Raw genomic sequence first — 12,656 nt, 5'->3', positions numbered from 1 at the left:
CGAATGAAGATGTTCAACCCGCCTTCATAAAGCCCCCCTGATGACCTCCCGCAACAGCAACGCCGCCTCCACGGCATGCTGGCGCGTCGCCAGGTTGGTGAAACCCATCAACAGGCCTTGTTGGCGCCCCGTCTCGATACTCCAGACAGACAGTGCCTGAATCCCCAGCCCCGCGTCGGCGGCCTGGGACGCAACTGCCTGATCAGAGACCTCCACCCGCAACCGCGCCAGCAGATTGATCCCGCCAGACTGTTCATCGACCTGCAAAAACGCCCCGCAATGGCTGTTCAGCGCATCCACCAGAAAGCCGCGCCGCTGGGTGTAGAGCTGGCGCATTTTTTTCAGGTGGCGGGTGAAATGGCCCTGGTCGAGAAAGTCAGCGGTGGTGGCTTGCAGCAACTCGGCACTGCGGTTTTGCAGGATGCGGGCGCTGGCCTCAAAGGCCGGGAGCAACGCCTGCGGCACCACCAGATAGCCCAGCCGCAACCCCGGGAACAGCATCTTGCTGAAGCTGCCCGAGTAAATCACCCGGTCCGCTGTGTCCTGGCTTTTGAGCGCCGCCAAGGGCTGCCCCTTGTAACGAAACTCACTGTCGTAGTCGTCCTCCACCAACCAGCCGCCATGGGTCTGCGCCCAGTCGAGCAGGCTACGGCGCCGGGTGGCACTGAGGGCGACACCCAGCGGGCTTTGGTGAGCCGGCGTGACAATCGCCAGCCGCGCCTTTGGAGCACGTCGTACGCCCTCCTCGACATCGAGCCCGTCACGGTCGACCGGTACCGGCACCAACTTCACCTCCAGGTGGAGCAACAACTGCCGCGCATGCAAATAGCCCGGGTCTTCGAACCAGCACTGCTGGCCTGTCATCTGCAACGCATCACACACCAGCGCGAGGCACGCCGAGTAACCGGCACACACGAACACCTGCTCCGGCGAGCACTCCACACCACGGTACAGCGCCAGGTATTGAGCAATCGCCACACGCAGCGACCGGGCACCCCGCACGTCACCCATGGCCAGGCTGTTGACGTCGACACGCCGGACCTGCCGGGTGACCAGGCGCGCCCATAACTTGCGCGGGAAGCTATCGAGTGCCGGCAAGCCCAGTTGCAACAGGCGCGGCGCAGAGGTCGGCGCCAAGGACTGCGATTCGACCGCGAGCGACTTGATCGACCGCTGCGGCAGCGCATCGGCCACCACCGTTCCCGCTTGCCCGCGCGCCAGAAAGAACCCCTCGCTGACCAGCAACTGGTAGGCCGTCTCCACGGTGCCCCGGGCCACCTTCAGTTCCTGGGCCAGGCTGCGCACCGACGGCACCCGTTCGCCAGGACGCAGTTGGCCCTGATCAATGGCCTGGCGAAAGCGCCGATAAATCTCTTGGTATTTGGGCAGTGACGACATCGTTATCCGGCTCACAGTGAATCAGCGCTGGAGTCTGATCTTGTCCCAACCCGCTTGTCCATTCTTGGCCCTATTGAGCCGGCGACCAGGCCGCCAAACTGACGGCATCACATCACCACAGCAAGGAACACAGCATGCAACACCGTCTCGACTACGCCCAGGCAGCGCCCGCCGGCTACAAGGCCCTTGGTTCGGTGCACAGCTACATCCACGGCTGCGGCCTGGAGAAGGAGTTGATTGACCTGGTGTACCTGCGGGTTTCCCAACTCAACGGTTGCGCCTACTGCCTGGACTCTCATTCCCGCGACCTGCTCAAACAGGGTGTGAGCCTGGAAAAGCTGATGCTGCTGGCCGCATGGCGCGAAGCCTTGCCGTTGTTCACCCCCCGTGAATGTGCCGCGTTAGCGTGGGCCGAGTCGGTCACCCAGGTCGCACACACCGAGGTGCCGGACGAACACTATGCCGAGGCCACGGCCCTCTTCGACGACAAGGAAATTGCCGACCTGCCCCTGGCTATCGCCCTGATGAACGCCCTGAACCGCGTCGCCATCAGCTTTCGCAAAGTCCCTGCCGCCGTAAAAGCGCACATGGAGCACGGCAACCATGAATGACGCTGTTGAGTTTGTGCACATCGAAAGCGACGCCGACTGCCTGGCCTGTTTTGCCGTCATGCAGCAACTGCGGCCAAAACTGGAAGACCCGCACGCCTTTGCCCAGCAGATCCAGCGCCAGCGGGAAAACGGTTACCGCCTGCTGGCCGCCCGGGAAAACGGCCAGGTGCTGGGCCTGGCCGGTTACCGCCTGACGGAAAACCTGCTGTATGGCCGCTTTATCTACGTCGATGACCTGGTAGTGGACGCGTCCCTGCAACGCCGGCGCCTGGGCGAACGACTGCTGGATCAGGTACGCCAGCACACCCGCCGCCTGGGTTATCGCTATCTGGTGCTGGACACCGGCATGCACATGGCCCTGGCCCAGCGCTTCTATTTCCGCCAGGGCCTGCTGCCGCTGGGGATGCACTTTTCTCAGGATCTGAGCCAATGACCCGCGCCCTGCTGCTGAGTTTCAGCCCCCACGGCAAGGCGGCCCAGACCTTCCGCCTGGCCCGCGCCCTGCTCCGTGAACAGGCGCCCGAGGCCGAAGTGGTCGAGCGCGACTACGGCGGCCAGGCCCTGCCACCGTTGACCCGGGAATACGCCAACGCACTGACCACGCCCGGCGGGCTCAGTGGCGCGGCAACGGCGCTGTCCGAGCAACTGATCGTCGAGCTTGAGGCTTGTGACCTGCTGATTATCTGCACCCCGGTGCACAACTTCACGGTGCCGGCAGCGCTTAAGTGCTGGATCGATCATGTGGTGCGTATCCACCGCAGTTTCACCGTCAACCCGCAGTTTGAAAAAGTCGCCCTGCTCCAGGACCGGCCAACCTTTGTGCTGGTCAGTTCCGGAAGTTCGCGAAAGAACCGTGAACCCGACTTCCTCACGCCCTACCTGCAGGCGATCCTCGGCACCGTGGGCATCCGCACGGTGGAGTTCGCCTACCTGGGCGCCATGGTCCGTGGCGAAGCCGCCGTGCAACGCAGCGTGGAACAGGCCCAACAGCAGTTGTCCGGGGCTTTTTACCGGCAAGCGGGAGCCCAAGCGGCAATCAGCTCTGGCGCGTAAAATTAATGGCGCTAGAATCAGCGCCATTTCCACGCCCGCCTCCCTGACACGAGCCACCCATGAGCTTTGATTTCGACACGATCCACTCCCGCCTCGGCACCGGCAGCACCAAGTGGAGTCGTTACCCGCAAGACGTTCTGCCGATGTGGATTGCCGACATGGACATCGCCGCGCCACCGGCCGTGCTTCAAGCGTTGCACGAGCGCCTGGGTCAGCAGATCCTCGGCTACAGCGTGGCCTGCGATGGCGTGCGTGAGGCGATCGTCGCCGATTTGTGGGCCAAGTACGCCTGGCGCGTACAGCCGGATGAGCTGCTGTTTTTGCCGGGTGTCGAGCCTGGTTTCAACATGGCGTTGCACGCGTTTGTGCAGCCTGGGCAAGCGGTGGTGTTGCAAACCCCCAACTACCGCCCGATTCGTCTGGCCCCTGCCCACTGGAACCTGCCAAAGATCGAAGTGCCGTTTGAGTTGAGCGCCGAGGGCGAGTACCTCACGCCGTTGCCAGCGATGCGTGACGCACTCAAAGGTGCCGGCGCGCTGCTGTTGAGCAACCCGCACAACCCGATAGGCAAGGTGTTCCCCCGCGAAGAACTGCTGGCCCTGGCCACCGCCTGCCTGGACCAGGGCACGTTGATCGTCTCCGATGAAATCCACGCCGAGCTGTGTTTTGACGGCCGCCGGCATATCCCCACCGCCAGCCTCAGCCCGGAAATCGCCCAGCGCACCATCACCCTGATGTCGGCGAGCAAGGCGTACAACGTCGCCGGGTTGAAGACCTGCTTTGCGGTGATCCAGAACCCTGAGATCCGCGAGCGCTTCAATCACGCCCGCTGCGGCATGGTCGACAGTGTCAGCCCCCTGGGCCTGGAAGCCACCCGCGCAGCCTACAGCGACTGCGGCGACTGGCTGCAAGCGCTGGTGGCCTATCTGCAAGCCAACCGCGATTACCTGCTGAACGCCGTGCAAACCCGCCTGCCTGGCGTGGTGATGCATGCACCCCAAGGCACCTACCTGGCCTGGCTGGATTGCAGCGCCCTGGGCCTGGACGACCCGCAACAGTTCTTCCTTGACCAGGCGAAAGTCGGCCTCAGCGCCGGCCTGGAGTTCGGCGATGACAGCCAACAGTTCGTGCGCCTGAACTTCGGCTGCCCGCGGGCCATGCTGGAAGAAGGCATTGCCCGCCTGGAACGCAGCCTGCGTCACCGTTAAGGCGCAATTCACAACTTTTCGCAACGACCGCCGAACCCCTGCTGTTACTGTTTTTGCCGATTCGTCCCACCGGTAACAGCAGGAGTTCCATGGCATGACGACCCAGCCGCTCAACCGCTCGACCGACCCCAAAGCCCTTCCTCTCACACCGCCCAAGTCCGGCGCGGCGTTCCACGTGCTGCTCAAGAACAGCGCCAACAACAAGAAGGTGGAGGCCGGCGACAAAACCGCGCAAGGGCTCGCTGCCAGCAAGGAGCAAGGCTATGAACTGGCCGCCAAGGACGCCGCACCACCGGCCAGCCTGGGTGACTACAAAGCCATCGGCCCGGCAGATGAAGCCGGCCCCGGCCTGATCCGTTATGAAACCCAGGACGGCAAGAAAGTCATCGTCAGCGAAAAAGACAGCCCCGAGCTGTTCAAGCAAGTCAGTGCCGACTTCAAGGCCCTGTCCGGCGTCAACGCCAGCGAAGCCGCCGGCTACCAGCGCCTGGGTGGCGATGCTACGGCCCCGGAAAAACTCGGCGACTACAAATCCCTCGGCCCGCCCGACGAAACCGGCCCCGGCGTGATTCGCTACGAAACCCAGGACGGCAACAAGTTCGTCATCAGCCAGCGCGACAACCCCGAGGCCTTCCAGAAAGCCAAGGAAGCCTATGAAAGCTTCACCGGCCTGGGCAGCAGCGAAGACGCCGGCTACAAACGCGCCAGCGACAACGAAGTGTGGCCGCCCTACGCCGGCACTACTGTCGGCCCCAAGGATGAAGTCGGTCCCGGCCTGATCCGTTTTGAAAGCAATGGCCAGAAAATGGTCGTGGCCCGGGACGATAACCCCAAGTTGTTCGACTACCTGGCGGGCCTGCATGAGGTCTACACCAACCCCGACAAAAAGGCCGCCGTGGAGTCCGCGCTCAACGACGGCTCGAGCCTGGCGGACGCCAACACCAAGGCGCCAGAACTGAATGACTACAAGGGCTTCGGCTGGATCGAAGGCCAGCAAGGCAGCGTGCTGACCTATGAAACCCACGACGGCACCAAGGTCGTCGTATCGGCCGACGTCAGCCCGGAACTGTTCAAGAGCGTGGCCACCGCCCAGGACACCTGGAGCAAGATCCACAGCAGCGAAGACGCCGGCTACAAGCTGGCCGGGCCGAATGGCTTCCTGAAAAACACCGACATCACCTTCGGCTCTCCCGACGAGCTGGGGGACGGCCTGATCCGCTATGAAACCAGCGAAGGCAAGGTCATCGTCTCCAAGGAACTCAGCCCGCAGCTCTACGACGAAGTGGTGGCCAAGTGGGAAGCCTGGAGCGCCGGCACCGTCGACGAGACCCGCGCCAAGTACAACCTGCCGAGCAACGACGAGCTGGACGTGCTCAACCTCGACACCGGCGTGCATGCCGACAAGGACGACGACAAATCGCCGACCCAGAGCGTCAGCGAGCTGGCCACCACTGAACTGATCGACACCTACCGCGCCGGCGTCAAGGACGGCTCGATTCCCAAGGACGACCCACGGGCCAAACTGGTCCGCGCCCTGGAAGCCCAGGCCGCCTACCAGAACGGCCATGGCATCACCGGCTACGAAGAATCCAAGCGCCCGTTCAACACCACCTGGCGCGAGTTCGATGACAAGCAGACCGAACTCACCTCCGCCGACATGCACGACATCATCGACGGCAAGGCGGTGCAGGAGCAGATCGGCGAGCTGTTCAAAGACCCGACCGTGCAGGCCGACTACAAGGCCAAGATGGACGACGCCATCAGCCACCTGCCCAACAAGGACGAGATCAAGCAGAAGCTCCTCGACCTGACCAGCAACCCCGACTACGTGCTGTACCTCAAGGACCTGCAAAAACAGGGCAAGAGCCACGAAGCCCAGCAAGACCTGAGCAACACCCTGACCTCGCTGTCGCTGTTCGACCCGGAAGCTGCCACCAAGGCTGCGCAGAATATCCAGGCTGACGGGCTGACCACCGACCTCAACGAGATCCTGTCGGACCCGAGCAAGATCTCCGACGAAAACAAGGAACTGGCCACCAAGGACCTGTTCGGCCTGCTCAAGGGCGTGCTCAAGGGCAACCTGCTGGACCTGCCGCGCCGCAGCCAGGAAGTGCTGGAGAAATTCCTCAACGAGGGCCTGGAGGGCAAGGAGAAATCCTCGGCCGTGACCAAGGCCCTGGAAGAACTCGGCGACGTCTACAAGAACAGCGGCACCATCAGCGAAGCCGACGTGAAAACCGCCCTGAGCAAACCGTATATCCCGGTGGCCGATCGCGGCATGCTCGGCGAGGTGTTCAACACCCTCAACAGCAAAGGCATCCTCGGCTCGATGGGCGCCGGCGTCAGCCTGTTCTCGGGGATTTACCAACTGGTGGGCAAAGGCGGCAAGCTCGGCGAAACCCCGGCCCAACGCATGACCATCGCCAAGGACTTCCTGAGTTTTGCCGGCGGCGCGAGCCACTTCGTCAAGCTCGGCGACAAGATCGGCGAAGCCCTGGGCAAGGGCGGCCTGGTGGACTTCCTCGGCCTGGACAAGACCCTGCCGGAAATCTGGGGCAAGGAAGGTGCGGCCGGCAAAGTCATCGACTTCAGCAAGCCCAGCGAAATCGACTCAAAGGTCAGCAAGGAGATCGCCGCCGCCCTGGACGCGGTTCCCGACAGCCAGTACGACGGCGTCGCCAAGCTGTTTGGCGAAGGTGATAAAGCCGTGACCGAAGCCACCGAGGGCCTCGCCACTCACCTGGATGACGGCCTCAAGGCCGCCGGTGCGGCCAAGCTTGGTGCCTCCCAATCGGCGAAGATCGCCGGTTCCGTGATCAAGGTGCTGGGCCCGGCAACAGACATTGCCGGTGGTTTTGCCGACATTGTGCTCGGCGCCCTGGCGATCAAAAGCGGCGTGGACAGCAAAGACCCGTTGGCTCAGGCCGCAGGTGGCTTGCAAGTGGCGGGCGGTGCGTTCGGCGCGTCGGCCGGGGTATTGGGTGCGGCGGCGCTGTTTGGCGCAGGCACGGCGGCAGCGCTGACCGGGCCGCTGTTCCTGGTGGGCGTGGTGTTGGCGGTGGTGGGCGGGATCATCGGCTACTTCGTCGACCACAACAAAAAACAGAAGGCCACCGAGAAGGAAAACGACTGGTACCGCGACCTGGCCGGCGACGGCTTGTTGCAGGACAACTGGGCGGACAAGGTCGAATACGCCCACTACGAAATCCACCACTACCACGGCCGCGACACGCCGACCGATGACAGCCTGTTCCGCTTCCAGCAATCGGAGTGGGAGCATTTCGACTCGACACCCCAAAGTGGCGGCTCGTCGAGCAACCGGCTGGATGGGGATTTGCACAAGGACTACAAGGACCCGAGTGAAACGCCCAAGGCACTGCCGGAAGCCTCGGATGAGAAGCCGGGTTCGCGGCCATCAGGAGGCGGGCCTCGGCTCAACTAAATCTACACAAATCAGTGTGGGAGCTGGCTTGCCTGCGATAGCGGTGTATCAGCCGACAAATAGGTCGACTGACACTCAGTCATCGCAGGCAAGCCAGCTCCCACATTTGGATTGGGTTCACAACTGGACTCGGGTTTACAGCTTGGCGATCGACACTTCAGTCGACTTCACAAAGGCAATCACTTCACTGCCCACTTTCAATTCCAAGTCACGCACCGAGCGGGTGGTAATCACCGACGTCACGATCCCCGATGCGGTTTGCACGTCGATCTCGGACACCACTTCGCCGATCAGGATTTCCTTGATCACGCCTTTGAACTGGTTGCGCACGTTGATCGCTTTAATGGTCATGTCGGCTTTCCTTTGGTCTGTTGGGTCAATCCGCACGAATGCGCAGGCACTCAAAGTGCCCTATTCGTGAAACCAACAAAAGGAATATATAACTCTTTATTTATTCCATAAAAACATATGCAAGCTGTTGCATAGCCAACAGTGATTCAACAAAGTGCCTGCCTCCCCACTCCCAACCACTCCCCCACGTAGCAGCTGTCGAGCGCAAGCGAGGCTGCGTCCGCGGTGTGTCAGACAGACCGCTGACGCAGCCTCGCTCAGGCTCGACAGCTGCTACGTGGGGGGTTGCCCGGCGGCACGAATTACGCTGGCACAGAGTCTGCATATTCTTATAACGCATGATGGAACATGCCATATGAATTTTCTGAATATAAGAAAAGCCTTCTCTTTCCCGCCTTGTCCGGAGCTGTTCCATGAAACCCTTCGTCAACACCCTGTTGGGCGCCTGTGCCCTCGCCCTCAGCCTGCAACCGCTCGCTCATGCAGCGGAAACCGACCCTGCGCAAGTCAATCTGGACTACGCCTATTACTCCCCGGTGAGCCTGGTGCTAAAACACTTCGGCTGGCTCGAAGAAGCACTGCCAAACACCAAGGTCGGCTGGGTGTTGAGCCAGGGCAGCAACCGTTCCCTGGAATACCTCAACAGCGGCGGCGTCGACTTCGCCTCGTCCGCCAGCCTGTCGGCTGTGCTCAGCCGGGCCAATGGCAGCCCGATCAAGTCGGTGTACGTGTACAGCCGCGCCGAATGGACCGCACTGGTGGTGCGCAAGGACTCAACGTTCAAGAACGTCACCGACCTCAAGGGCAAGAAAATCGCGGCCACCAAAGGCACCGATCCGTACCTGTTCACCCTGCGCAGCCTGCAGAAAGCCGGCCTGAGCAAGGACGATGTGGAGTTGGTGCACCTGCAACATCCGGATGGCCGTACCGCCCTGGAGAAAGGTGATGTGGATGCCTGGGCCGGTCTCGACCCGCACATGGCCGCCAGCGAAATCCAGGCGGGCTCGCGCGTGCTGTACCGCAACAAGGACTTCAACAGCTACGGCGTGGTCAGCGTGACCGACAAATACGCAAAGGAGCATCCACAGACCATCGCCAAGGTGCTCGGCGCCTATGAAAAAGCTCGCAACTGGGCGGTCAAGCACCCAGATGAATTCGCCAAGCTGCTGGCCGACGAGTCCGGCCTGCCCCTCGACGTGGCCAAGCTGCAACTGTCCCGTACCGACTTGAGCAGCCCATTGCTCACGTCCCAGGACGTGGTGTCGTCCAAGGCCGCCGCGCCGATATTGGTGTCGGAAGAACTGGTGCGCCGTGGGGTGAATGTGGATCAGATCATCGACCAGTTGATCGACCCAAGCTTCGGCCAGGCCTTGCCTCGTCCATAAGGGGAGCGTCATGAGCAGCAAAAGCGAAACCCTGCCCGTCGCACTCGCGCCCGGCATCACCGTGCAACGCAGCGCCTGGCCAAGGCGGCTCAAGGGCCTGGCGTTGCCGGTGCTGATCCTGGTGATCCTCGAGGTGGTGGTGCGCATCGGCTGGCTGCCCTCCTACCAGATGCCGGCCCCCAGCGAGATCGCCGTGACCCTCACCGACCTCGCCGAAGGCGCGCTGTGGAAACACATCAGCGCCAGCCTGTTGCGGGTGCTGCTGGGGTTCGCCATTGGTGCCAGCCTGGCGTTGGTGTTTGCTGCCTGGGTCGGCTTGAGCCGCGAAGCCGAGGCGTATCTGGAGCCGACCTTCGCCGGCCTGCGCTCGATCCCGAGCCTGGCCTGGGTGCCGCTGTTGCTGCTGTGGCTGGGCATTGATGAGACCTCGAAGATCGTGCTGATTGCCATCGGCGCGTTCTTCCCGGTGTACCTCAATGGCGTTGCGGCGATACGCGATATCGACCGCAAGCTGGTGGAAGTCGGGCAGATGTATGGCTTCAGCCGTACGCGCCTGGTGCGTCGCATCCTCTTGCCCGCCGCCCTGCCCGGTTTGTTCACCGGCCTGCGCAGCGGCTTGAGCCTGGCGTGGATGTTCCTGGTGGCGGCCGAGTTGATCGCCGCCACCAAGGGTCTGGGTTACCTGCTTAGCGATGGTCGGGAAACCTCACGGCCTGACATTGTGCTGGCGGCGATCATCGTGCTGGCGCTGCTGGGCAAGATCAGCGACGGCCTGTTGGCTGCCCTGGAAAAACGCTGCCTGGCCTGGCGCGATACCTTCAACGGCCAAGGTCCGGAGCATTGAACATGAGTGAAGCGCTATTGGATATTCGCGTCGAGCGTAAGAGCTTCGGCGCGACCACCGTACTGGCCAACGTCCACTTGGCCCTGCAACCCCGGGAAGCGGTGAGCTTGCTGGGCCCCAGCGGCTGTGGCAAAAGCACGTTGCTGCGGATCGTCGCCGGGCTGGAAAAGGACTATCAGGGGGAACTGCTGCAAGGCGGTGGTGAGGTCGCTTTTGTCTTTCAGGAGCCGCGCCTGATGCCCTGGCTGACGGTGGAGCAAAACATCGGCTTCAGCGATGACGACGGCTATGACAGGGCCTGGGTTGCGCAGTTGATCGATGAAGTGGGGCTTGCAGGCTTTGGCCAGGCGTTGCCCAAGGCATTGTCTGGCGGGATGGCGCAACGGGTGGCGATTGCTCGCGGGTTGTATTCAAGGCCGCAAGTGTTGTTGCTGGACGAACCGTTCAGTGCGGTGGATGCGTTTACCCGTATGAAGCTGCAGGATTTGCTGCTGCAATTGGCTGAGCATCATGGGATCGCCCTGCTGCTGGTGACTCACGATGTGGACGAGGCGTTGTATCTGAGTGACCGGGTGTTGGTGATGGATAACCGGCCCAGCAGCATTCGCCAGGAGCTGGCGGTGGAGCTGGTGCATCCGCGGGATCGGCGGGATCCGCTGTTGGCGCGGCTCAAGGCACTGGCGCTGACTGAGCTGCAGCGGGCGCATGTGATCTGAAAGGCACGCGTTGAGGCCGCCCAAAATCAAGAGCTAAAGCGGGCACGGTTCAAATGTGGGAGCGGGCTTGCTCGCGAAGGTCGTCAACGATGACGCGGGCATCCTGATTCAACGCGGCGCTCTCAGGTTCTTCGCGAGCAAGCCCGCTCCCACAAGGATCGCATCAAGCAGCCGATTTACGCGGCGTCAACGTCACCCAATACTGCGTACGGGACTGCACTTGCAGCGGCATCGTCGACGCCAGCAACGCAAGAATGCGATCCGTGTCCGCCAACTGAAAACTCCCCGTGACCCGCAGTGCTTCAAGGCTCGGGTCCCAACGCAGCACACCCGGCCGATACCGCTCCAACTCCCGCAAAAAATCGCCCAACAGCTGGTTCTGCGCCGTCAGCACACCGTCGCGCCAACCCAGTTGCAACGCATCGAACGCCACCGCAGCGCCCATCCCGGATTCCTGCAACCGGGCCTGCTGCCCACCTTGCAATGTCGCCATCTGCCCGCGCAGGTCCTGCACCTGCACCCGCCCCTTCAACACCGACACCAAACACCCGGATGACAGCTGCCGCACACACACGTCAGCCTGGCTGACGATCACCTGGCCATAACGCGTCTGCACCGTCAGCGCACCGGCCCCCGGCACGGTCAACGCCATCTCCCCTTCCACCAGCGTCACACGGCGCCGGGCCGTATCCACATCCACCGCACTGGCAGTGTTGAGTTGCAGGCTACTGCCATCCGCCAGCGCCACACGCTTACGTTCGCCGGTGGCGGTGTGCAGGTCGGCGCGCCATGCATCGATCGGCAATTGCCGGCTAAGCAACCACGCGGCCGGCACCAAGGCCGCCACGCCCAACGCACGCTTGAGCACCGCACGCCGCCCTGGTTGCGGGCGATCGAGGCTGGCCATGGCCAATGCCGGAGGCAAGTCGGTAAAACGCTGGCGCAGCAACTGGGCTTTTTGCCAGATCTGTTCGTGTTGAGGATGGCTGTCACGCCACTGCTGCAGGCTGGCATGATCACGCTCGGTGGCGCTGCCGGATTCCAGCAACGCCAGCCACTGTGCCGCCGCACGGGCAAGATCCGGCGCGGTGCGGCTCACAGTTCCACCAGCAGGCAATGCTCATAGGCCTGGGCCATGTAGCGTTTCACTGTCCGCTCGGAGACCTTGAGTCGCTCGGCAATCTCGCGATAGCCCAGGCCTTCCAGCTGGCTCCAGAGAAACGCGCGGCGTACCACCGGTGGCAAACCATCGAGCAACTCATCAAGGGCTTGCAGGGTTTCCAGCAGCAGCCAGCGCTGTTCCGGTGACGGCACGCAATCCTGCGGCAAGTGCATCAATGCGTTGAGATACGCCTGCTCCAGGCTGCGCCGCTGGTGAAAATTCACCAGCAACCGCTTGCCCACCGTCACCAGATACGCCCGGGGTTCCTGCAATTGCGCAATCGGCTGGGCGCTGGCCAGCACCCGCAGGAACGTGTCCTGGCTCAGGTCAGCCGCATCCCACGCGTTGCCCAGACGACGGCGCAACCAGCTTTCCAGCCAGCTGCGGTGGTCGCGGTACAAGCTGTGAAGACTCGGTTCAGTGAGGTGCGTCGGCAATACAGCATCATTCATGGCAAGTAACCTGCGCGGCGCGAGTCAGTCTCAA

Annotated in this window: 12 protein-coding genes; 8 read left to right on the top strand and 4 right to left on the bottom strand. The window is 62.6% G+C overall.

Features of this window, described 5'->3' with window-relative positions; genetic code table 11:
- Positions 1-24 precede the first annotated feature (24 nt).
- Positions 25-1,398, bottom strand: a complete 1,374-nt coding sequence (pdxR, locus tag ACUN0G_RS28560; RefSeq protein ID WP_445574979.1) for a MocR-like pyridoxine biosynthesis transcription factor PdxR — start codon at positions 1,396-1,398, stop codon at positions 25-27.
- A 134-nt stretch (positions 1,399-1,532) separates the two neighbouring features.
- Here pdxR and ACUN0G_RS28555 point away from each other — a divergent pair, with 134 nt between their 5' ends.
- The 5 genes from ACUN0G_RS28555 (at position 1,533) to ACUN0G_RS28535 (ending at position 7,712) form a co-directional block, all read left to right on the top strand.
- Positions 1,533-2,009, top strand: a complete 477-nt coding sequence (locus ACUN0G_RS28555) for a carboxymuconolactone decarboxylase family protein (protein ID WP_445574978.1) — start codon at positions 1,533-1,535, stop codon at positions 2,007-2,009.
- Positions 2,002-2,442 carry a GNAT family N-acetyltransferase gene (locus tag ACUN0G_RS28550; RefSeq protein ID WP_063029997.1) on the top strand — a complete coding sequence of 147 codons (441 nt, stop codon included), beginning with the start codon at positions 2,002-2,004 and terminating at the stop codon, positions 2,440-2,442. Before ACUN0G_RS28555 ends, ACUN0G_RS28550 begins: the two co-directional genes overlap by 8 nt.
- Entirely contained in the window at positions 2,439-3,062 is a 624-nt protein-coding gene (locus ACUN0G_RS28545) for an FMN-dependent NADH-azoreductase (RefSeq protein WP_445574977.1), read from the top strand. The genes ACUN0G_RS28550 and ACUN0G_RS28545 overlap by 4 nt, the downstream gene beginning before the upstream one ends.
- Before the next feature lie 59 nt (positions 3,063-3,121).
- Positions 3,122-4,270, top strand: a complete 1,149-nt coding sequence (locus ACUN0G_RS28540; protein ID WP_445574976.1) for a MalY/PatB family protein — start codon at positions 3,122-3,124, stop codon at positions 4,268-4,270.
- Positions 4,271-4,364: 94 nt separating this feature from the next.
- Positions 4,365-7,712, top strand: coding sequence for a hypothetical protein (locus tag ACUN0G_RS28535; protein ID WP_445574975.1), 3,348 nt, complete (start codon positions 4,365-4,367; stop codon positions 7,710-7,712).
- 135 nt (positions 7,713-7,847) lie between these two features.
- Here ACUN0G_RS28535 and ACUN0G_RS28530 read toward each other — a convergent pair whose 3' ends face one another.
- Positions 7,848-8,063: a TOBE domain-containing protein gene (locus ACUN0G_RS28530; protein WP_003217010.1), complete on the bottom strand. Its 216-nt coding sequence runs from the start codon at positions 8,061-8,063 to the stop codon at positions 7,848-7,850.
- A 413-nt stretch (positions 8,064-8,476) separates the two neighbouring features.
- Between ACUN0G_RS28530 and ACUN0G_RS28525 the strand changes: the two genes are divergently transcribed.
- From ACUN0G_RS28525 to ACUN0G_RS28515, 3 genes are read left to right on the top strand one after another with little or no spacing between them, the layout of a single operon-like run.
- On the top strand, positions 8,477-9,448 hold the full coding sequence (locus tag ACUN0G_RS28525) for an aliphatic sulfonate ABC transporter substrate-binding protein (protein ID WP_445574974.1): 972 nt from the start codon (positions 8,477-8,479) through the stop codon (positions 9,446-9,448).
- Positions 9,449-9,458: 10 nt separating this feature from the next.
- Positions 9,459-10,292: an ABC transporter permease gene (locus tag ACUN0G_RS28520; protein WP_318303465.1), complete on the top strand. Its 834-nt coding sequence runs from the start codon at positions 9,459-9,461 to the stop codon at positions 10,290-10,292.
- Positions 10,293-10,294: 2 nt separating this feature from the next.
- Positions 10,295-11,008, top strand: coding sequence for an ABC transporter ATP-binding protein (locus ACUN0G_RS28515; RefSeq protein WP_445574973.1), 714 nt, complete (start codon positions 10,295-10,297; stop codon positions 11,006-11,008).
- Between the two features lie 163 nt (positions 11,009-11,171).
- Here ACUN0G_RS28515 and ACUN0G_RS28510 read toward each other — a convergent pair whose 3' ends face one another.
- Positions 11,172-12,107 (bottom strand): FecR domain-containing protein, encoded by a 936-nt coding sequence (locus ACUN0G_RS28510; protein ID WP_445574972.1) that lies wholly within the window; start codon positions 12,105-12,107, stop codon positions 11,172-11,174.
- Entirely contained in the window at positions 12,104-12,622 is a 519-nt protein-coding gene (locus ACUN0G_RS28505; RefSeq protein WP_258346172.1) for a sigma-70 family RNA polymerase sigma factor, read from the bottom strand. Before ACUN0G_RS28505 ends, ACUN0G_RS28510 begins: the two co-directional genes overlap by 4 nt.
- Positions 12,623-12,656 lie beyond the last annotated feature (34 nt).

This window comes from Pseudomonas sp. 32A, assembly GCF_052682255.1.
The sequence above is the reverse complement of the archived record's forward strand: the minus strand, read 5'-3'. Positions and strand labels throughout refer to the sequence as shown.